The 20,775-nt window shown below is 61.3% G+C and carries 16 protein-coding genes; 11 read left to right on the top strand and 5 right to left on the bottom strand.

Features of this window, described 5'->3' with window-relative positions; genetic code table 11:
- Window positions 1-116: 116 nt before the first annotated feature.
- Complete coding sequence (locus tag NQ491_RS06365) at window positions 117-995, top strand: AraC family transcriptional regulator (RefSeq protein ID WP_019246076.1); 879 nt, start codon at window positions 117-119, stop codon at window positions 993-995.
- Window positions 996-1,132: 137 nt separating this feature from the next.
- On the opposite strand, the gene NQ491_RS06370 is transcribed toward NQ491_RS06365, so the two are convergent.
- The 3 genes from NQ491_RS06370 to priA form a co-directional block, all read right to left on the bottom strand.
- Complete coding sequence (locus tag NQ491_RS06370; protein ID WP_019246077.1) at window positions 1,133-1,861, bottom strand: ComF family protein; 729 nt, start codon at window positions 1,859-1,861, stop codon at window positions 1,133-1,135.
- A 28-nt stretch (window positions 1,862-1,889) separates the two neighbouring features.
- Window positions 1,890-2,246: a hypothetical protein gene (locus NQ491_RS06375; RefSeq protein ID WP_019246078.1), complete on the bottom strand. Its 357-nt coding sequence runs from the start codon at window positions 2,244-2,246 to the stop codon at window positions 1,890-1,892.
- Between the two features lie 274 nt (window positions 2,247-2,520).
- Window positions 2,521-4,833: a replication restart helicase PriA gene (gene priA, locus NQ491_RS06380; protein WP_232423200.1), complete on the bottom strand. Its 2,313-nt coding sequence runs from the start codon at window positions 4,831-4,833 to the stop codon at window positions 2,521-2,523.
- Between the two features lie 203 nt (window positions 4,834-5,036).
- Here priA and NQ491_RS06385 point away from each other — a divergent pair, with 203 nt between their 5' ends.
- The 3 genes from NQ491_RS06385 to NQ491_RS06395 all read left to right on the top strand — a co-directional run bounded on the left by NQ491_RS06385 (window position 5,037) and on the right by NQ491_RS06395 (window position 9,814).
- Window positions 5,037-5,933, top strand: coding sequence for a YitT family protein (locus tag NQ491_RS06385; protein WP_019246081.1), 897 nt, complete (start codon window positions 5,037-5,039; stop codon window positions 5,931-5,933).
- 412 nt (window positions 5,934-6,345) lie between these two features.
- Window positions 6,346-7,560, top strand: a complete 1,215-nt coding sequence (locus NQ491_RS06390) for a dicarboxylate/amino acid:cation symporter (RefSeq protein ID WP_019246082.1) — start codon at window positions 6,346-6,348, stop codon at window positions 7,558-7,560.
- 259 nt (window positions 7,561-7,819) lie between these two features.
- Entirely contained in the window at window positions 7,820-9,814 is a 1,995-nt protein-coding gene (locus NQ491_RS06395) for a glycoside hydrolase family 127 protein (RefSeq protein WP_019246083.1), read from the top strand.
- A gap of 21 nt (window positions 9,815-9,835) precedes the next feature.
- Here NQ491_RS06395 and NQ491_RS06400 read toward each other — a convergent pair whose 3' ends face one another.
- Entirely contained in the window at window positions 9,836-10,537 is a 702-nt protein-coding gene (locus tag NQ491_RS06400) for a DUF5036 family protein (protein ID WP_019246084.1), read from the bottom strand.
- Between the two features lie 427 nt (window positions 10,538-10,964).
- Between NQ491_RS06400 and metG the strand changes: the two genes are divergently transcribed.
- The 7 genes from metG to NQ491_RS06435 all read left to right on the top strand — a co-directional run bounded on the left by metG (window position 10,965) and on the right by NQ491_RS06435 (window position 19,198).
- Window positions 10,965-13,004 (top strand): methionine--tRNA ligase, encoded by a 2,040-nt coding sequence (gene metG, locus NQ491_RS06405; RefSeq protein ID WP_019246086.1) that lies wholly within the window; start codon window positions 10,965-10,967, stop codon window positions 13,002-13,004.
- Between the two features lie 83 nt (window positions 13,005-13,087).
- Window positions 13,088-14,107, top strand: coding sequence for a branched-chain amino acid aminotransferase (locus NQ491_RS06410; RefSeq protein ID WP_019246087.1), 1,020 nt, complete (start codon window positions 13,088-13,090; stop codon window positions 14,105-14,107).
- A 436-nt stretch (window positions 14,108-14,543) separates the two neighbouring features.
- Window positions 14,544-15,194, top strand: a complete 651-nt coding sequence (locus NQ491_RS06415; protein WP_019246088.1) for a hypothetical protein — start codon at window positions 14,544-14,546, stop codon at window positions 15,192-15,194.
- Between the two features lie 463 nt (window positions 15,195-15,657).
- Complete coding sequence (locus tag NQ491_RS06420) at window positions 15,658-16,503, top strand: HAD family hydrolase (RefSeq protein ID WP_019246089.1); 846 nt, start codon at window positions 15,658-15,660, stop codon at window positions 16,501-16,503.
- A gap of 128 nt (window positions 16,504-16,631) precedes the next feature.
- Window positions 16,632-17,213 carry an RdgB/HAM1 family non-canonical purine NTP pyrophosphatase gene (rdgB, locus tag NQ491_RS06425; RefSeq protein WP_019246091.1) on the top strand — a complete coding sequence of 194 codons (582 nt, stop codon included), beginning with the start codon at window positions 16,632-16,634 and terminating at the stop codon, window positions 17,211-17,213.
- On the top strand, window positions 17,213-17,938 hold the full coding sequence (gene recO / locus NQ491_RS06430; RefSeq protein ID WP_019246092.1) for a DNA repair protein RecO: 726 nt from the start codon (window positions 17,213-17,215) through the stop codon (window positions 17,936-17,938). The genes rdgB and recO overlap by 1 nt, the downstream gene beginning before the upstream one ends.
- 324 nt (window positions 17,939-18,262) lie before the next feature.
- A complete protein-coding gene (locus NQ491_RS06435; RefSeq protein ID WP_019246094.1) occupies window positions 18,263-19,198 on the top strand; it encodes an HAD family hydrolase in 936 nt (311 codons plus the stop codon).
- A 458-nt stretch (window positions 19,199-19,656) separates the two neighbouring features.
- Here NQ491_RS06435 and galE read toward each other — a convergent pair whose 3' ends face one another.
- Window positions 19,657-20,682, bottom strand: a complete 1,026-nt coding sequence (gene galE, locus NQ491_RS06440; protein ID WP_019246095.1) for a UDP-glucose 4-epimerase GalE — start codon at window positions 20,680-20,682, stop codon at window positions 19,657-19,659.
- Window positions 20,683-20,775 lie beyond the last annotated feature (93 nt).

The raw sequence follows: 20,775 nt of genomic DNA on the forward strand, positions 1-20,775 counted from the left end.
GACACGCCTAATTGATGACCTAAAAGTCGTTTTCGGGCTTTCGTTTCGCTTGCAACTCCGCTACGGTATGACTACCTTTGTTCCGGTTCGTTTCCAATTTAACAAAAGTTCCCCCGATGGCAAAAAAAACAGCGCTTCCCACAGTCCGCATCGCCCAGCTCGCCCGGCACGAGAGCGGGGGCTACCTGGCTGCCAATCTCGCCGTCTCGGACGACGGATGGAACGGGCTGGAACCGTTCGACCGCCCCGTCCGGCTCGGGGGAGGAGCGCTCGTGCTGTGCGCCGGCGGCCGATGCCGCATTTCGATCAACCTGAAAATCTACGAGATCGTCGAAAACGACCTGATCGTGCTGTTTTCCGGCTCGATTGTCCACGTATCGCAGCGAAGCGACGATCTGAGCCTGCGCGCCGCGGGATTTTCGACCGACTTTCTGAAGGGCGTTCCGCAATCGGTCGTCCCGCTCTACCCTTATATGTTCCACAATCCGGTCCTCCTGCTGTCGCACGAAGACGCCGACATGCTGGCGGACTACTTCGACCGGCTGCGCGAAAAGGCAACGCGGCAGAATCATCTCTATACCCGCGAGATCACGCTGCAATTGCTGCTGTCGATGTTTTTCGAGATCAGCGCGCTGTATCAGGCCAAACATCCGAAGGACAACCGCAGGCTGACCCGCAACGAGGAAATCTTCAAACGGCTCATGCAGCTTATCATGCGCCACTACCGGGAACAACGGGCAACGGCTTTCTATGCCCGGGAACTGTGTCTGACACCGAAGTACCTCGCCTCGGTGGTCAAGAAGATCAGCAACCGGAGCGTGGCCGAATGGATAGCCGAGGCGGTGATTCTCGATGCCAAGACCCAGCTGCGTACCTCGCAGATGACCGTCCAGCAGATAGCCAACTACCTGAATTTCCCGAACCCCTCCTTTTTCGGCCGTTTTTTCAAGAAGCATACCGGAATGACGCCGAAAGCCTACCGGCTGAGCGAATAAGCGGTATGCGCCGCCGCCCCGTTGCACGACATCGCGCCGCCGTCCCCTCCGACATATGTTCCGTCGGCCGGGAACGGCGTCGGAAAAACAGGAAACCGCCGGCCGAGCGCCCGACGAAATCCCGATGCGCGAAACGCCTACAAGCCGCCCTTGCCTTTCCCGCCGAAAAGCTCGTAAGCCGAAACGGCCAGCGTCGCCATGCTGACACGGCAGGCCGGAGCGGCCCCGACGATCGCTTCGGCGCAGGCCGCGAGCGTAGCTCCGGTAGTCAGCACGTCGTCCACGAGCAAGAGATGCCGGCCTTCGAGCGATGCGGGGCGACGAACCGAGAAAATGCCCTTCACGTTATCCCAGCGCTCGCTGCGATCGGCCGTTTTGGCCTGCGAGCGGTTGTACCCGCTTCGGACGACGCTGCGCGCGTCGAGCGGAACTCCCAGCGCCTCGGCGATTCCGCGCCCGAAGTATTCGGCCTGATTGTATCCCCGGCTCAGCAAGCGCCGGTAGTGCAGCGGAACCGGCACGACCACGTCGACATCCCCATAGAGCCCGCTTTCGCGCAGCTCGGTCCCGAACCACCGGCCGAGCCGGAGCGCCGTCCGCCACTGCCCCCGGTACTTGAATCCGTGAATCATCGAACGATAGGCATTCCCCTGCGTAAAGAAGATCATCGAGCAGGCCTCTTGCACCGGCACAAGTCCCCAGAACTTCCGCGCTACCGGATTGTCGTGCTCGGCGCTGTAACCCGTCAGCGGCATATCCCAGCGACAGCGCGGGCACAGCAGCCGGGCTCCCTCCGGGAGCGAGCGGCCGCAGGCCGCGCAACGCTCGGGATAGAACAGGCGGAATATTTCGTAAGCATAATTCATAAGCCGACATTTCAAGTAAAAGACGGACTTATCGATATTCGGCAACCGCCTTCAGCGTATCGTTCTCGAAAATCAGGACCATTTTTTCGAGACCGATCGTGTCGGTTTCGAAATCCATATATCCGTACAGCCGGTGCCGACTAAGCAGCCGTTCTACTTCGGCCTTACTCCGGCAGGCCCGGTTGATTATCTCGGCGACGGTTCTCAGATCGGCGTCCGTATCCGCATACGATTCCTCCAGATAAGCTATCGTTACCCCCTGATCGATCACGACGTAACTCTTCCACAGAAACAGAAGCGCCGTCGAAGCGAGATAAATCCAAAAGGCGATCCTCCACCGGTTGCGCCCGCGCCCTTTCGGACGGAATCTATCATCCGTTCTCATTCCGAAAATCCTTATTGATTCGGAATAAAAATACGAAAAAATAAGATGTCAGCGATCCGCCGTTTTTCAGCTTCCGCCCTGCAAAGGCTCGGATGTCGTCGATTTTTTCCGGAGCGGTCCTCGAACCGCTAACGCTTTTCACGATCCATGCGCCTCCCGACCGCTCATACGGTCCGGAAAACCCGGTTCCGCAAACATTCCGGCTCCGTTCCGCAGGCATCGTTCAGTCCGAACGGAGCGACGGGGCAAAACCGGACGACCGGCGGCAAGCGCGTTACATCGGATCGACATCGGCCGCGACCTCGACGCTCCGGAACTCGGCCCGGGCATGCAACCGGCCGAAAAGCTCCTGTAGCAGCCGCTTGGCCTCGGCCGACGGGCTCCGGCGCTCGATTTTCAGCAGGAAACGAACCAGGAAGCGGCCCCGGATACGGTCCACGGGCGGAGCCTCGGGACCCAGCAGCCGACGGCCGAACACCTCGCGAGCCGATTCGGCGAACGCCCCGGCGGCCCGCCATAGCAGCTCTTTGTCGCGGTGTCGCATCACGACGGCGATCAGGCGGCAGTAGGGAGGATAGAAAAAGGCACGCCGCTCGGCCAGCTGCGATCGGACCATCGCCCCGTAGTCGCCGCGGAGGACCTGTTCGATCACCGGATGCTGCGGCTGGGCGGTCTGGATGACCACCGTTCCCGGCTCGCTGCGGCGGCCGGCGCGGCCTCCGACCTGCGTCATCAGCTGGAACGCCCGTTCGCCGGCCCGGAAATCGGGGTAGTTCAGCAAGTTGTCCGCATTCAGAATGCCTACGAGGGACACGCCTCCGAAATCGAATCCTTTCGTAACGATCTGCGTGCCGATCAGAATGTCGGTCCGTCCCTGCTCGAACGCCTCCACGATCCGGCGGTATCCGCCCGCCGACTGCGACGTATCGGCGTCGAGCCGATCGATCGCGGCTTCGGGGAAAATGGCGGCGAGTTCCTGCTCTATTTTCTCGGTTCCGAACCCGCGCGGCAGCAGGCTTCCCGTCCCGCACGACGGGCATACGGCAGGCACGGGGATCCGGTAGCCGCAATAGTGGCAGCGGAGCGAGCCGTCGCTCTTATGATAAGTCAGCGACACGTTGCAGTCGGGGCAGTTGGCGGTCCAGCCGCAGTGACCGCACTCGACGTAAGGCGAAAAGCCCCGCCGGTTCTGGAACAGGATCGCCTGACTGCCGGCCTGCAACGCCTCGCCGATCCGGTCGAGCAGGACTTTGTTGAAGTGCGAGCGTTTTTCGCCCCGCTTGGCCGCCCGCAGCGTATCCGAAACGATCACGCTGGGCAGCACGGCGCCGCCGTACCGCTCGGCAAGCGTTACGAGCCCGTATTTTCCGGTCGCGGCGTTAAAATAGGACTCGACCGAAGGCGTCGCGCTGCCCAGCAGCGTCTTGGCGCCGCAGAGCGCCGCGAGCATGACGGCCGTATCTCGCCCGTGATACCGGGGAGCCGAATCGGCCTGCTTGAAACTGTTCTCGTGCTCCTCGTCGACAATCACCAACGACAGGAGGGGGAGCGGCAGCAGCACCGATGAGCGAACGCCCACGACGAGCCGGCCGCCGCTTCCTCCGATCAGGCGGCGGTAAACGTCCGCCCGACGGTTGTCGGTCAGCCGGGAATGGTACACGATCACCGCATCGCCGAAATGATCCCTCATCCGCCCGATCAGCTGGGCGGTCAGCGCGATCTCGGGCAACATGTACAGCACGTTGCGGCCCGCACGCAGTTCTTCGGCGATCAGCCGGATGTATATCTCGGTCTTGCCGCTGCCCGTCACGCCGTGCAGCAACACGACGTCCTTCTCGGCGAACAGCTCGCCGATCCGCTCGAAACAACGTTGCTGCGCCGGAGTCAGTTCGGGCAGGCGGAACCGGACCGCGTCGCCTTCCTTGCCGACGGCCTCCCGACGGACGGACCGGAGCAGGCACTTATCCGTCAAAGCCCTCAGTACGGCCGGAGAAGCCGTCAGCAAACGACGCGGCACGAATTTCGGGTCGTCGAAATCGGGCGGGCCGGTCCGCTCCAGATACTCGGTCATCGCCCGGTACTGCCCCCGGGCCCTCGACAGCGAATCGAGAGCGGCATGCAAATCCGCCTCGTTGCGGACCGACGGATGCAACGCGACGAAAGTCTCCTGCGGAGGCGAGTAGCTCCCGTCGACCGCCTCCTGAACCGAGAGTCCTCCGGACTTGAGCACCGCAGGCACGGCCGCTCGCATCACCAGCCCGAGCGGACACATATAATAAGAGGCCAGCCAGTCCCACAGCCTTAACTGCACGGACGTCGCCGCAGGACGGTCTCCGACCGTCCGTTCGACCGGCTTGACCTTCGCGGCGACAGGACGGTCGCCGTGTATCCGGCGGACCACGCCGGTATAATACTTGCGAGCCCCGAGCTGGACGATCACGCAACTCCCCTCGGCCAACTCCCCTGCCAAATGCTCCGGGACAGAGAAAGTCATCGCCGGAGTGGCCAGCGGAAGAATCACATCGGCATACAGCCGCTCGTCTGGTACGGAATCGCTCATGGTCGCATGTCTGAACTGATTCTGCAAAGATAGACGTTTTTGAATCGGCGCGGCGCCTCCGTCCGTTTTTTCGACGGCGGGCGAGGAAGCCGGAAAAGAGAGAAAAGTGTTGGCGGATTGAAAAATGTTGACGATATTTGAATAGGAAAACCGCAGCAGCGGGGAATGTCCCGGGCGAGCCGTTTCCCGCCGGACCGCGACAGCGGCCGGGAGCAATCCGACGAAGCCAGATGAAAGGAAATTTCTCAAAAACCGACCTGTTGAAGATTTTCAAGGAGTACGGGCTGATCTCGATCGGCGGACTGATGTACTCGTTCGCGTGGACCAGCATCCTGATCCCCGCCGGCGTCATGGGCGGCGGGCTGAACGGAATCGGCCTGTTGATCTACTACGCGACCGGGGGAACCGACGGCGGGATTCCGCTGGGCGTGACCTTTCTGGTGCTGAACGCCGTGCTGGTCGGAGTCGCATCGCTGCTGATCAGCCTGAAGTTCGGAGCCAAGACGATCTACGCGATCGGCTTTATCTCCGTCGCGATGGCCGTCATGCAGCAGGCCGTTCCCGGCAACGTGCTCGGACTGGCCGACGACAAGCTGCTGTCGGCCATTCTGGGCGGCGCGCTGGCGGGAGCCGGCATCAGCATCTGCTTCACTCAGGGCGGCAGCACCGGCGGAACCGACATCATCGCGCTGATCATCAACAAGTACAAGACCGTAAGCTATGGCAAAGTACTGATGCTGTGTGACTTGATTATCATCGGCTGCTCGCTGTTCATTTTCAAGAACATTACCTCGGTCATTTACGGCTACGTAATGGTCGCCGTGTTCGGCTACACGATCGACGCGGTGATGGCCGGCAACCGGCAGTCGGCGCAGATACTGATCGTCTCGCCGAAGTACGATCAGATCGCCGAACGCATCTTCAGCGAGATGCACCGCGGCGTCACGCTGCTCGACGGCGAGGGCTGGTACACGAAAACGCCGACGAAGGTAGTCATGGTCGTCTGCCGGAAAAACGAGACCGGCATCCTGTTCCGCGTGATCAAGGAGGTCGATCCGCATGCCTTCATGACTTTCGGCAGCGTCATGGGCGTATACGGCCTCGGATTCGAGGCGCTGAAAAAATAGCCTCCGGAATCCGTCCGCCGACACAGGGTGCGAGGACTGCCGAACGATTTCCGGAAGAGCCGACAGCGAGAAAAGCGAACCGACCTGTCCTTTCCCGGCGCGGCAAAGCGCGGCATCGGGCTTGCAAAGACCCGAGCGGAACAAAGGCCGACATGCATTCCCTCCCGGCGGGGGGAAGAAGAAAGCCGGCTCAGATCGGAACGCCTTGGTCCCGAATCGGTTCCTCCGCCGGAACGAGCCGCGTCGCGGGTAAGTTTCACCTCACGGAAACTACGTCTCTCCGCCCCCCCGAAAAGGAAAATTCCGCAACGGGCGGACGGTGCAAAAAAGCGGCGGGCTGCGGCAGACCCGGCTGCCGGAGGCAAGCTGTCGTCCGCCGCAGCGCAAGCGATGCCTCCGACCGGACAGAGAAATGTTACGAATCAAAAAGATAGGTCTGTTGCCGCGCGTCGCGCTGGCGATCGCGTTGGGAATCTTGTGCGCCTTTTGGATGCCGTCCTCCCTGTCAAGGGTATTCGCCACATTCAACGAACTGTTCGGCAACTTTCTGGGTTTCGCCATTCCGCTGATCGTTTTCGGTCTGGTCGCCTCGGGGATAGCCGAACTGGGGACCGGCGCAGGCCGGCTGCTGGGAATCACGACGCTGCTGGCCTACGGATCGACGCTGCTGGCCGGATTCTTCGCCTATTTCGTATGCCTGTGGTGCTACCCGCCGATTCTCGGTTCCGAGGCTTCTCTCGGCTCGCTCGAGACGGCCGGAGTATCCCGGCTGGCCCCGTACTTTACGGTCGAGATGCCTCCGATCGCAGACGTGACGAGCGCGCTGCTGCTCTCTTTCGTGCTCGGTCTGGGTACTGCGCGCGGCGGCGGGAATACGCTGAAAAAAGGGTTGTCGGAGTTTCGCGACGTGATCGGGCGGATCATCGAGCGGGCGATCGTTCCGTTGCTGCCGCTCTATATCTTCGGCATTTTCCTGAAAATGGGGGCCGAGGGCCAGGTGGCCGGCATTCTGTCGCTTTTTCTGAAAATCATCGCGCTCATTTTTGCGATGCATCTGCTGTTGCTGCTTTTCCAATACGGTCTGGCGGGCATCGTCTCGCGCCGCAACCCGCTGAAACTGCTTCGCACGATGCTGCCCGCCTACATGACGGCGCTGGGGACGCAATCGTCGGCGGCGACCATTCCCGTCACGCTGGAGCGGACGATCCGCAACGGCGTGAATCCCGAGCTGGCCGGATTCGTCATCCCGCTCAACGCGACGATTCATCTCTCGGGCAGCATTCTGAAAATCGTCGCATGCGCGCTGGCGATCATGTGGATGACGGGCATGCCGATCCATACGGGTCAGTACGCCGGGTTCATCGCCATGCTGGGCGTTACGATGATCGCCGCCCCGGGCGTTCCGGGCGGCGCCATCATGGCCGCGCTCGGCCCGCTGCAGTCGATGCTCGGCTTCGATGAGACGCTTCAGGGACTGATGATCGCCCTCTACATCGCCATGGACAGTTTCGGGACGGCCGGCAACGTCACCGGGGACGGCGCGATCGCGCTGATCGTCGACCGCATCTACCGCAGGCACAAAACGCCCGATGCCGAACCGGCCGGCCAAACGGACAGCGGCGCATAACCGGGCAAACGGCCCTTTCAGCGACAACCCGTTCCTCAAGGCTCGTCCGCGCAGCTCCCTCTCATCCGATCGGACCTCGTTCCCTGCCGTCGGGCGATCTCGACTTCGCTTTTCCAACGCCGCCGCGACAGTATCCGGGTCCGGACGCACGTCGCCGCCGTGCCCGAAAAATTCCGCCGACAGACGGCTTCCCGACCCCGGACGAGGAAAATCCGCCGAAAATCCGTATCTTGTCCTCAACCACCCCGAACCGATTTTTATGAAACCGACCATTCTGCTGCTCGCCGGCATATTGATGCTGGCGCTTTGCGCCGAAGGCAAATCCTCCCGGCGCGTTCCCGCGAACGAACCCGCGACGCTCCGCGTCCACGATGCGCTCTTCCCCGCTCCTTACGGAGCCGTCCGTATCGGCGGCTATCTGGGCGAAAAGCTCGACTTGTGCATCGATAACCGGCTGATGGCTCAGGATATCGAGCGTCTCGTGCAACCTTTCCGCGACAAGCCCGACGGCAACTGGGGTTTCCGTTCCGAATTCTGGGGCAAGTGGTTCACCGCCGCGATGATGGGCTACGGCTACGCGCCGAGCGCCGAGCACCGAGCGACGGTCGACCGGGCCGTCCGCGAACTGATGGCCACGCAAAGCGCCGACGGCTACATCGGCACCTATCCCGACAGCTGTCATCTGGGCGACTGGGACATCTGGGGCCGCAAGTACGTGCTGCTCGGCCTGCTGGCCTACTACGACCAGACGAAAGAGACCGCCGCGCTCGAAGCGGCCCGGCGCGTGGCCGACCACCTGATCGCCGAGGCGGGCCCCGGGAGCGGGACGAACATCGCCGCGACAGGCTGGATCGGTTGGAAAGGACTGGCCTCCTGCTCCGTACTCGAACCCATAGCGCTTCTTTATCAACGGACCGGAGAGAAACGTTACCTCGATTTCGCACGGCATATCGTCCGCTCGTGGGACGAGCCGAACCGACTGGCACCGGCGGGCCTCCGCCTGATTCAGGAGGCTATCGGCGAAACGGCACCGTGGAAGATGAGCGGGGCACCGAAAGCCTACGAAATGATGTCCTGTTTCGAGGGACTGTGCGAACTGTACCGCGTCACCGCAGAGCCGCTCTATCTGGAAGCCGTGCAGCGGCTGGTCGACGCGCTCGTCCGCGACGAGATCATGATCGCCGGGTCGGGCTCGGTAGCCGAAATCTGGTGTCACGGCGCCGTGCGTCAGAGCGAGCCGTTCTATCAGGGCATGGAGACCTGCGTCACGGCAACGTGGATGAAACTGATGTATCAGATGCTGCGCCTCACCGGCGACAGCCGTTGCGCCGACCGGCTCGAGACGAGCCTGTACAACGCGTTGCTCGGGGCCATGTCGCCCCGCGGCGAGTGGTGGGCCTATTACAGCGGCCTGATGGGCGAGCGGGTGCACAGCCACCAGCAGTTCCCCGACGTGGTGATGAGCTGCTGCGTGGCCAACGGTCCTCGCGGACTGATGATCACGCCCTCATGGGCCGCCATGACCGGCCCGGACGGCGTAGCGCTGAACCTGTACGCCCCGCTGCAGGCCGAGGTCGCCACGCCGGACGGGCAATCGCTGAAAATCGATATGCAGACGGTCTACCCGGCCGACGGCCGCGTACGGATAGCCGTCGGCCTGCCTAAAAGCGAGGCTTTCGCGCTCCGCCTGCGCATCCCGCAGTGGAGCGAACGGACCTCGCTGCGAATCAACGGCGCCCCCTACGACGGCTATCTGATTCCGGGAACCTATGCTTCGATCGAGCGGACATGGAACGAGGGCGACCGGATCGAGCTCGACCTGGACATGCGCGCCCGGGTCGTCGACGCTCCGTCGGGATCGGGCGACCGGGCGATCGTCCGCGGACCGGTCGTGCTGGCGTTCGACACGCGCCTGATACCGCGGCGCGACGGCGTGAGCGAGCCGCCCATGTATCGCTACGAGTTCGACTGCGATGCCGACGGATACATCGACGCGATGCCGACGGAAAGTCCCGTCTCCGGAGTCGCCATGACGTTCGACGTTCCCTGCCTCGACGAAGCGGGCGGACGGCATCTGCTGCCGATGTGCGACTACGCCTCGGCGGGCAACTCATGGCAGGAAGGCAACCTGTTCCGCACATGGATCCCCCAGCCGTTCGACTTCCGCCACCTGTACGTCAACAACCTCGACTGGCACACGAACGTGACCGTCGGCGTCGGACGACCCGAAATCCCGGAGCTGTACCGTAAATGACGAGAACCGCACGGCATCGGATCACCACCGCACCTCGACGCGAATACGGGTGTAGCGGTCGCCGATGCGCAGATAGATACCGTAATCGCCGGAAGATACGGACATCGTCGCGGGCCTGATCTTCAGCACGCGGCCCGAAGCCTCCAGATCGAACGCCTCCTGCCCCGGCTCGCAGACAGCCTCGAAGTCGGAAGATGCGAGCTCGATCTCGAGCGACTCGGTCGACCAGTCGATTATGCCGACCGGATCGTCGTATCCGGGCAATCCGTCCGCGGAGACCCGGTCGGACAGATACTTCACGACGGCTCCCTTGTCCTCGGCGAGCCACGAGTCGACGTAGACCTTGCAATACTCGGACCCGACGACTGCAGCCGTCGTCCCCGAAGGGAAGACAAGCAGCGCATCGTCGGCGAAGATCATGTAGCCGTTACCGGGCATTACGGCCGCCTCATCGGTCAGCCCGCTCGTCGAGGGACCGCCGAGCGAGCCGATCCCGCGTACCGGACCGACGTCGGCGATCCAGAACGGTCCGGTACCGTAAAAATTGTCGGCCTCGTTGATATAGAATCCCGTGCTTCCCAGATAGGTCTTTCCGTTTTCCGCATCGAGCATGTTGAGCGTCACCGTTCCGGCGGGATCGGAAGGCGCATCGTCGTCCGAGCAGGCAGCGAGTGCCAGCGACAGCACGGCCGGCGCGATCCACCGCAGCATTTTCGTTTTCATAGCAAAAGTCCGTTTTTCGTCCGGTTCGTTCCGAACGGGTCAAAGATAGCGATTATTCGCTCACCGCCGCATTACCGGTCCGATTGCCGGACTTTTTCGTATCCCGTCCGGGCAGAGCCGAAAACGACCGCGGAAGACCGGCATCCCGCCAGTCCGGGTAAACGTGCAGGCCCGATTCGCCCGCTGCGGACTCCCCGTCCGAACGGCCGCACGGAAAACCGTCCCGAATCGACCGGAACCGCGCGGTATCCGAATGCCACGGAAGCGCATACGCCCGACGGGATACTTCCGGCATCCGGTGCCGTGCCGAAGCGACCGCGAAGAACGCGGGACCCAATCGGTTGAAACACGAATATGGAGTGCAGGCGAGCCATGTTTGCCGAAAAATTCCTAACTTTGTCGGGAATCGACACATCACTCCGAACACATGAAAAAATTCAAACGCTATCTTGTCACCTCGGCCCTGCCGTACGCCAACGGACCGGTCCATATCGGCCACCTCGCAGGCGTCTACATTCCGTCGGACATCTACGTGCGCTACCTGCGCCTCCGGGGCGAGGACGTCGTCTCGGTCTGCGGGTCGGACGAACACGGCGTTCCGATCACGATCAAGGCCCGTCAGGAAGGGGTCACTCCGCAGGATATCGTCGACAAATACCATAATATCATCAAGAACGCGTTCAAAGGGCTCGGCATATCGTTCGACATCTACTCGCGCACCACGTCGCCCGTGCATCACAAGACGGCCTCGGACTTTTTCCGCACGCTGTACGACAAGGGCGAGTTCACCGAGAAGACGACGATGCAGTATTACGACGAGGAGGCCGGACAGTTTCTGGCCGACCGCTACATCGTCGGGACCTGCCCCCACTGCCGCAACGATCGCGCCTACGGCGACCAGTGCGAGAAGTGCGGCAGCACGCTGAACGCCACCGACCTGATCGACCCGCGCAGCGCGATCACCGGTTCGGTTCCGGTGCTGCGCGAGACGACGCACTGGTTCCTGCCGCTCGACAAGCACGAAGCTTTCCTGCGCAAGTGGATTCTCGAAGGGCACAAGGAGTGGAAAGTCAACGTGTACGGCCAGTGCAAGAGCTGGCTCGATCTGGGGCTCCAGCCCCGCGCCGTGAGCCGCGATCTGGACTGGGGGATTCCCGTTCCGGTCGAGGGAGCCGAGGGCAAAGTGCTGTACGTCTGGTTCGATGCGCCGATCGGCTACATCTCGGCCACGAAGGAGCTGACGCCCGACTGGGAAAAGTACTGGAAAGACGAGGAGACGAAAATGGTGCACTTCATCGGCAAGGACAACATCGTTTTCCACTGTATCGTCTTCCCGGCGATGCTGCGCGCCCACGGCGGATACATCCTGCCCGAGAACGTGCCGGCCAACGAGTTCCTGAACCTCGAGGGCGACAAGATCTCGACCTCGCGCAACTGGGCCGTCTGGCTGCACGAATACCTGGCCGACTTCCCCGGCAAGGAGGACGTGCTCCGCTACGTGCTGTGCGCGAACGCTCCGGAAACGAAGGACAACGACTTCACGTGGAAGGACTTTCAGGCCCGCAACAACAACGAGCTGGTCGCCGTGCTCGGCAACTTCGTCAACCGGGCGCTCGTGCTGACGCACAAGTATTACGACGGCAGCGTGCCCGAGCGAGGCGAACTGACGGACTACGACCGCGACATACTCGGCGAGCTGCCCCAGATCAAGAGGAACCTGGAGGAGAATATCGAGAACTACCGTTTCCGCGAGGCACTCAAGGAAGCGATGAACATCGCCCGGCTGGGCAACAAGTATCTGGCCGATACCGAGCCGTGGAAGCTGGCCAAGACCGATCCCGAACGCGTGAAGACGATCCTGAACGTCTCGCTGCAGATCACCGCGTCAATCGCGATCGCCATCGAGCCGTTCATGCCGTTCACGGCCGCAAAGATTCTTGGCCTGCTGCAGATCGGCAAGCTGGGCTGGGAGCAGCTCGGCGACACGTCGCTGCTCGAGGCCGGACACCGGATCGGCGAACCCGTGCTGCTGTTCGAGAAGATCGACGACAGCGTGATCGAAGCCCAGCTGCGGAAGCTCGCCGACACGAAAAAGGCCAACATGGCCCGCGAGGCGGGAGGCCGGACCGAACCGCAGAAAGAAAGCATATCGTTCGACGACTTCGAGAAAATGGACATTCGCGCGGCGACGATTCTCGAGGCCGAAAAGATCGCCAAGACGAAAAAGCTGCTCAAGCTCGTGATCGACACCGGCATCGACCGGCGGACGATCGTGTCGGGCATAGCCGAGCATTACACACCCGAGGAACTCGTCGGGCGACAGGTGCTCGTGCTCGTGAACCTCGAGCCGAGAGAGCTGCGCGGCGTGCTTTCGCAGGGAATGATCCTGATGGCTCAGGACTCGTCCGGTAAGCTCGTGCTGCTGTCGCCGGCAGATCGGGTCGATAACGGCGCGACGATCGGGTAAAGGCTTCCAAAAACTCCGGTCCGTCCGACAGCCGGAACCGCGCCCATGCCGGACAAAGTTTTGAAGACTTAAAAACGAAGCATATGACGGACACGAATTTGGATTGGAAAAACCTTTCGTTCGGCTATATCCGGACGGATTTCAACATACGGAGCTATTTCCGCGACGGAGCATGGACGAAGCCGGAGCTGACATCCGACGAGACCGTGACGATGCACATGGCGGCCACCGCCCTCCATTACGGACAGGAGGCGTTCGAGGGGCAGAAGGCATTCCGGGGGGCGGACGGGAAAATCCGCGTCTTCCGCATCGACGAGAACGCGAAACGGCTGCGCGCGTCGGCCGACTACCTGAAGATGGCCATGCCGCCCGTCGAGCTGTTCACCGACATGGTGCGGCAGGTCGTCCGCGCCAACGAACGCTTCGTGCCTCCCTACGGGACCGGAGCATCGCTCTACATCCGGCCCGTATTGTTCGGGACCGGCCCGCAAGTCGGCGTGAAGCCCGCCTCCGAATATCTGCTGATCGTTTTCGTAACGCCCGTAGGCCCTTACTATAAAGAGGGATTCAACCCGATTCGGGTCATCATCGACCGGGACCACGACCGCGCCGCGCCGCTCGGCACCGGACACATCAAGGCCGGAGGCAATTACGGGGCGAGCCTGACTTCGGCCGAGATCGGACACGAGAAAGGCTATCCGAGCGTGCTGTACCTCGACGCGAAAGAGAAAAAGCATATCGACGAGTGCGGCGCCGCGAACTTCTTCGCGATCCGCGACGGCCGTTACATCACGCCCAAATCGCACTCGGTACTGCCCTCGATCACGAACATGAGCCTGATGACGCTGGCCGCGGAAATGGGCTTGCAGGTCGAGCAGCGCGTGGTCGACTACGACGAGCTCGGCACGTTCGACGAGGCGGGCTCGTGCGGCACGGCCGCCGTGATCTCGCCGATCGGGAGCATCTACGATCCCGAGAACGGACGCACGTTCGCCTACAACGACGGCAAGCCGGGTCCTTGGTGCGAGAAACTCTACCACAAACTGCGCGCGATCCAGTACGGCGAGGAACCGGACACCCACGGCTGGATGACCGTATTGTAACGGTCGGGCGGAGAAAGCGCGACCGTTTCGCCGGAAACGTGCATGCAGGACGTGCAATCTGTTCGGTCTGGCCGAACGGGTTAGTTCGTGCAGCATATCGTTCGTCCGCCGGTCCTCCTGCCACGATTCTCTTATCTCGAACCGTAAGACATTCGCTCGGCTCGTTTGGCAGGTATTCCGTTTCCCTCGGTCGGGAAACGGATATGCGCGGACGAATAGTCGCAGGCAATTATATACTTCAATGTGCCAGCGCGCGAATTTCCATATCCGTCGGGTGCGGTTTGCAGACGCAGACTGCGTGTCCGATTCGGAGCCTGCCCGAATTTTTTCCGACGAAGGAAACTCCGAGCCGTAAAACCGGAAGCATCGGAAATCCGACGGCCGGTACGGCAGGTAGCCGGGCGTCCGTACTGTCCGTCGTTCAACCGCTACACTTATGACAAGCGAACAGTTGCGAAAGATCCTGTCCGTCCGAGCGACGTCCCGCTTCGGGGAGCGGATAGGCCGATTGATCGCTCGTGAGGGCCTGCTCGCCGAGACGATCGATTTGGGCACCGATCCCGACCCGAGAATCGCTTTCCGCGCGTCTTACGCTCTGGAATACGCGTTCGCGGCAGACCCGAAACGAATGGAACCGCATCTGAGCGCGTTCGTCGACCGCTACGCGGAAGTAAGCTGTCATGGCGCGCAGCGGCATTTCTCGAAAATCCTTGCGCTCCTGCTTCGACGGAAATCCCTGCGGCTGGACGACCGGCGGCTGGACCGGACGATCGAAGTCACGTTCGACCGGATGATCGACCGCTCCGTCCCGGTAGCGGTCAAAGTCTGGGCCATGGAAATTCTGGCCCGGCTGGCCGACAAGCGGCCTTGGATCGGCGAGCAGCTCGGCGACACGATCCGTCATCTGATGGATTGCAACGGTTCTCCCGGCTTATGCAGCCGGGGCCGGAAAATCTGTCGCCGGCTGAGCGAGGCCGGAGGTCCCCGCTCTCAGCCCGAGCGCCCGAAGCGGAATATGTCCGTGCCCGACATGAAAACATGCAGGCCAGCCCCGAGAAGCCGCGCGCCCGAAAACCCCGACCGGTAACCGTCAGCCGAAACGTGAAAACCGACGGTTACCCCTACGACCCGCATTCCGGTCGAGATTCCGGCAGCGAGTCGCCGAACCCCGGGAGAACCGCCTTTCGACAAATTCTCCACCGAACGGAGTCCGTGCGGGAAGTCGTTGCAACACGTTCCCCGAAAGAACGCAACGGAATCCCCTATTCCGCATGCGCCCCCGGAACGACAAGGCTCCGGCGCGGATATCGCGGCCGGCAAGCGCACGAGCCGGCGGACCGAACCGCCGACCGCATTGGGCCGAACCGCCGGCCGTACCGATCCGGTCCCGCTGCGTGAAGCGTCGCCCGCAGCCAGGCCGTTTCCTCTCGCATACTCCCGATCTCCGCAGACGCCGGCACAGAAACCCATGACGTACGGGCGCTTCCGGCAGCACCCGCCTTTTTCCGCGTTTTTTTCGTATCTTTACTGCAAAACAAAAAGGCGATCCAATGGCGAAGAAACTGACCGTAGCGCTGATCTACGACTTCGACGGCACGCTCTCTCCGGGCAACATGCAGGAATACGACTTCATTCCGGCCGTCGGAAAAAGCAACCGCGAGTTCTGGGAAGAGAGCAACCAGACGGCCATGGAGCAGGACGGGGACCCGATCCTCGCCTACATGTACCGGATGCTGCACGAAGCCAAGAATTCGGGTATCTCGCTGCGGCGCGAATCGTTCGCCCGCTCGGGACAGAACATCCGGCTGTACGAGGGGGTCCGCGAATGGTTCCCGCGCATCAACGCCTACGCCGCAGCGAAAGGCATTCAGCTGCACCACTATATCAACTCGTCCGGACTGCGCGAAATGATCGAAGGCACGCCGATCGCGCGGCAATTCAAGAAAATCTATGCCAGCTCCTTCTTCTACGATGTCGACGGAGTGGCCTACTGGCCGGCCGTGGCGGTCAACTACACGAACAAGACGCAGTTCATCTTCAAGATCAACAAGGGTATCGAAAGCGTCTACGACAGCGAACGTATCAACGAGTTCATCGAAGAGGAGAAAAGGCCCGTCCAGTTCCGCCACATGATCTACTTCGGCGACGGGACTACCGACATCCCGTGCATGAAGCTCGTCAAGCAACAGGGGGGCCACTCGATCGCGGTATACAACCCGCGCTCGCGGCAAAAAAGGCAGACGATGGAACAGCTGATCCGCGACAACCGCGTGAGCTACATCTGCGCGGCGGACTACAGCCCCGACAAGGAGATCGACACGCTGGTGCGCACGATCATCGACAAGATCCATGCGGACGACCGGCTCAGCAAATTCTACAGAAAGACCGAGCCATGACCGAGCACGAGGAACTGAAACGCAACCGGCGGATACTGCTCGGGGTATTCATCGTCCTGTTCATTGCGGTCGTACTGATCGGATTCATAGGTCATTACACGAAGTGAAAAAATTTATTTTACCAAACTATGAAAATTATTTTTGCCACCAACAATAAACACAAGCTAAAGGAAGTTCAGGCCGTATTGGGCGACGGCTACCGGCTTGTCACGCCCTACGAGCTGGGTATTACCGAGGAAATTCCGGAAGACCGCCCTACGATCGAAGGCAACGCTTCCCAGAAATCGCACTACCTGTACGAGTGCACGGGGGGAGCCGACTGCTTTGCCGACGACACGGGCCTCGAGGTCGAGGCGCTCGGCGGGGAGCCGGGAGTTCGCTCGGCACGCTATGCGGGACCGGGACACGATTCGGAGCGCAACATGGAGCTTCTGCTGCGCAATATGGAAGGCATAACGGACCGGAGGGCCCGCTTCCGCACCGTCATTTCGCTGATTCTCGACGGAGAAGAGCATCTTTTCGAAGGAATCGTCGGAGGCGTATTGCTGACGGTTCCCCGCGGCACGAACGGCTTCGGATACGATCCGATCTTCGTTCCCGACGGGTATGCGGAAACTTTCGCCGAAATGAGCGACGAAGCCAAGAACGCGATCAGTCACCGGGGACGCGCCGTCGCAAAGCTGGCCGCCTTCCTCAACAGCCGTCCCTGATGCGCACCTACAAAGCGCGCGGCATCGTACTCCATACGATCAAATACGGCGACAGTTCGGCGATCGCCTATCTGTTCACGGACGTGCTGGGCCGAATGAGCTACATGGTGCAGGGCATCCGCAGCAAGCGGGGCCGGGGCAACAAGGCGGCGCTTCTCCAGCCGATGTTTCTCGTCGAATTCGAGGGCGTCGAACAGCCGCACGCGCAAATGCACCGCATCCGGGAAATGCGCAGTCTCCGCCCGCTGATGTCGGTCCCGTTCGATGTGCGCAAAAGCACGATCTCGATGTTCATGGCCGAGGTGCTGTACCGGCTGATCCGCGAGGTCGAGGCCAACGAGCCCCTGTTCGACTTTCTCTGCGAGGCCGTGCTGAAGCTCGACGCGATGCGGGAGGGAATCGCTAACTACCACCTCTGGTTCCTCGTACGGTTGTCCGCCTATCTGGGCTTCTATCCCGGCAACGAGTATATCGAAAACGGCTGCTTCGACATCCGGGGCGGGCTTTTCACGCCGTCGATGCCCGCCCACCGCATCGGCATGAACGAGGCGTGCGCCCGGCTATTGGGCACCCTGATGGAGTGCGAAGCCGACGCTTTGGCCGAGATCCCGCTTTCCCGCGCACGGCGTACGGAATTCATGGAAGCGATGCTGTCCTTTTTCGGCTACCATTTCGATTCGATCCACTCGGTCCGCTCGATCTCGATCCTGCGCGAAGTTTTCTGACGCCGCGCGATAAGGCCCTTCCCTTGAATACCGCATCTTTCGCGCAAATCCCGCTCAGCATTCCACGGTCCGTCGGACAATCATCCGGGCCGGGTATCAAGCGGCAAGACCCCCTCCCGAACAGCCGAACAACAGCCGCGGACCGCCCGACCGGACACGGACGAAGACGGCCGGAAATCGCAAGACGACCGGAAAGGCCGAGACGTACTGCAGCGACAAAACGAAGAACGCGGACCGACTCCTCGGCCGAACGGCAGGCGAACGGCATTCGCTTTCCCGAATAATCCGTTAACTTTGTACCATGTCAAATTCGAGCTATTACTCATGAAAAGAACCGACTTTTTCAGAAAAATCGCAACGGCCGTCATCGCGCTGCTGCTCTGCCAGCCCGCGACTTTCGGCCAGACTTACCGCCACATAACCGGCTGGCCGGACGAGACGAACCGGCGAATCGAATCGTTTCTGAACTCGACGCTCGCCATGAAGGAGCGGAAGGTCGCCGTATTCGACTGCGACGGCACGCTGATCGGCCAAGTGCCCCACTACCTGAGCGAGGAATCGATGTACGACTTCGCCGTAGCGAACTACCAGGACCGTCAGGACAAGCTGTCGAAAGAAAAATGGAAAATCTGCGAAGAACTGGCCGCAGGCGATAACGTGGCCGTCTCCTACACGCAGCGGTGCATCGACTTCTTCGCCGGACTGACGCCCGACGAACTGAGTAATGCCGGCTGGGTCTGCTACCAAAACAAGTTCGCGGGCAAGTTCTATCCCGAAATGAAGGAGCTGCTGGCCAATCTGGAGGAATACGGCTTCGAGATATGGATCGTAACGGCCTCGACGGAGCTGCTCTATCAGCGGTTCGTCCACGAGCAGCTCGGCATTCCGGTCGACCGCATTCTGGGCGTCAAGTCGTGCATCCGCGACGGCATCGTGACCGACGAGGTCGTGCGTCCGATCCCCCAAGACGCAGGCAAGGCCGAAGTCATCCACACGTTCATCAAGGCCCGTCCGCTGATCGTAGGCGGCAACTCGCGCGGAGACATGGAGATGATGCACGAGTCGGTCGGCCTGAGAATACTGGTCAATCCCGACGACGCGAAACCCGAGCAAGCTATGGGCGGAAAGACCGTCAAATCATATTGGGAGAACGATCCGATAACGCTGATCGTCGCAAGCGACGACCGCCCCGACGAAAGCATCGAATGGACGACCGGGAAACTCGGCGTTGCCCGCAATCCGTCGCATCCGAAGCCCTGACGATTTTCCCGCGCAAAAGCGAAAAACGATTCGGGAACCGCTTTAGAGCGGTTCCCGAATCGTTTTTATATACTTTCCACAACAGCGGACGGAAGGAAAAAGACCGCCGAAATTCGACCGGACCGCATATTCCGCCGAATCCCCGTCCGTGCTTTCGACAAAAGCACAGGAACAAGCGAAAAAATCTAACGATAAAAGTCGGCAGCAACCGGACCGAAGCCCCTATCCGGGAATTATCCGCATCCGCCTTCCTGCGCATACGCAATCCCCTCCGGGACAATTTATCTAAAATCCCTTGCTTTCGCTTCCCGAACCTGCGACCGTCATGCACGCTACCGAAGACTGCGACTGCCCGACGGCAGGATCGTTTCCGCACGGAAAGTCGGTGCAGCACAACGCGTTCGCACACGGGCACACCGAAAAAAGACCGGCATCTTCTCCGCGGACCGGTTTCCCGCCTATTCGATTCCGCGCAGCCGTTTCTCCCAAGCCCAGGCCGAACGAAGCGTATCCTCGATCGGCCGCTCGGCCTTCCATCCGAGCTCTCGGTTCGCATACGAGGTATCGGCCCAGATCTTCTCGATGTCGCCGGCCCGGCGGCCGACGATCTTGTGCGGCACACGCACGCCGGTAGCCCGTTCGAACAGCGAGACGAGTTCCAGCACCGAACGGCCGCGACCCGTACCGATATTGAAGTATTCGTAGCGGTTCTTGCCCTTCCCGTCGATCATCCGGCCTACGGCCACGACGTGGGCCTTGGCCAGATCGACTACGTCGATATAGTCGCGGATCGCCGATCCGTCCGGCGTGTCGTAGTCGTCGCCGAATACGCTCAGGCACTCGCGGATACCGGCCGCCGTCTGCGTGATGAACGGGACCAGATTGCCCGGTACGCCCTTGGGAAGCTCGCCGATCAATGCCGAGGGGTGCGCTCCGATCGGATTGAAGTAGCGGAGCGCTATGCCGCACAGCTCGGGATAAGCCGCCACCGTATCGCGCAGAATATCCTCGCATATCTGCTTCGTGTTGCCGTAAGGCGACGTGGCCGGCTGCCTCGGCGTCTGCTCGGTGACGGGCAACGCTTCGGGCTGGCCGTACACGGTGCACGACGACGAGAAGACAAGATTGCGTACCCCTTTCTCCCGCATCAGGTCGAGCACGTTGAGCAGCGACAGGATATTGTTGCGGTAATAGAGCAGCGGCTTCTCGACCGACTCGCCGACAGCCTTCGACGCGGCGAAATGGATAACCGCGCCGAACCGGTAGCGGCCGAACACGTCCGCCAGCGCCTGCCTGTCATCACAATCGACACGCTCGAAGGGCACGTTCCGCCCGGTGATTTCCCGAACGCCCTCGACCGCCTTCATTTCGGAATTCGACAGATTGTCGACGATCACGACATCGTATCCCGCCTCGATCAGCTCCACGGCCGTATGAGTTCCGATATAGCCGGCCCCCCCGGCAACCAATACACATTCTTTCATTATAATAAGTCTTTTTTAACGTTCCGTTCTGTTCTTATAAAATTCGCTCGCCCATCGAACGATTCCCGCCGATTTTCCACGACTCCGAAAGGC

Source organism: Alistipes ihumii AP11, assembly GCF_025144665.1.
GTDB classification, from domain to species: Bacteria; Bacteroidota; Bacteroidia; order Bacteroidales; family Rikenellaceae; genus Alistipes_A; species Alistipes_A ihumii.

What these genes read in the sequence shown, in the direction of transcription:
- NQ491_RS06385 (WP_019246081.1), top strand. Translation starts at nt 5,037, where the DNA reads ATGAAAGGAAATTTCTCAAAAACCGACCTGTTGAAGATTTTCAAGGAG.
- NQ491_RS06415 (WP_019246088.1), top strand. Translation starts at nt 14,544, where the DNA reads ATGACAAGCGAACAGTTGCGAAAGATCCTGTCCGTCCGAGCGACGTCC.
- NQ491_RS06410 (WP_019246087.1), top strand. Translation starts at nt 13,088, where the DNA reads ATGACGGACACGAATTTGGATTGGAAAAACCTTTCGTTCGGCTATATC.
- recO (WP_019246092.1), top strand. Translation starts at nt 17,213, where the DNA reads ATGCGCACCTACAAAGCGCGCGGCATCGTACTCCATACGATCAAATAC.
- galE (WP_019246095.1), bottom strand. Translation starts at nt 20,682, where the DNA reads ATGAAAGAATGTGTATTGGTTGCCGGGGGGGCCGGCTATATCGGAACT.
- NQ491_RS06365 (WP_019246076.1), top strand. Translation starts at nt 117, where the DNA reads ATGGCAAAAAAAACAGCGCTTCCCACAGTCCGCATCGCCCAGCTCGCC.
- rdgB (WP_019246091.1), top strand. Translation starts at nt 16,632, where the DNA reads ATGAAAATTATTTTTGCCACCAACAATAAACACAAGCTAAAGGAAGTT.
- NQ491_RS06420 (WP_019246089.1), top strand. Translation starts at nt 15,658, where the DNA reads ATGGCGAAGAAACTGACCGTAGCGCTGATCTACGACTTCGACGGCACG.
- metG (WP_019246086.1), top strand. Translation starts at nt 10,965, where the DNA reads ATGAAAAAATTCAAACGCTATCTTGTCACCTCGGCCCTGCCGTACGCC.
- NQ491_RS06395 (WP_019246083.1), top strand. Translation starts at nt 7,820, where the DNA reads ATGAAACCGACCATTCTGCTGCTCGCCGGCATATTGATGCTGGCGCTT.
- NQ491_RS06390 (WP_019246082.1), top strand. Translation starts at nt 6,346, where the DNA reads ATGTTACGAATCAAAAAGATAGGTCTGTTGCCGCGCGTCGCGCTGGCG.
- NQ491_RS06375 (WP_019246078.1), bottom strand. Translation starts at nt 2,246, where the DNA reads ATGAGAACGGATGATAGATTCCGTCCGAAAGGGCGCGGGCGCAACCGG.
- NQ491_RS06435 (WP_019246094.1), top strand. Translation starts at nt 18,263, where the DNA reads ATGAAAAGAACCGACTTTTTCAGAAAAATCGCAACGGCCGTCATCGCG.
- NQ491_RS06400 (WP_019246084.1), bottom strand. Translation starts at nt 10,537, where the DNA reads ATGAAAACGAAAATGCTGCGGTGGATCGCGCCGGCCGTGCTGTCGCTG.
- NQ491_RS06370 (WP_019246077.1), bottom strand. Translation starts at nt 1,861, where the DNA reads ATGAATTATGCTTACGAAATATTCCGCCTGTTCTATCCCGAGCGTTGC.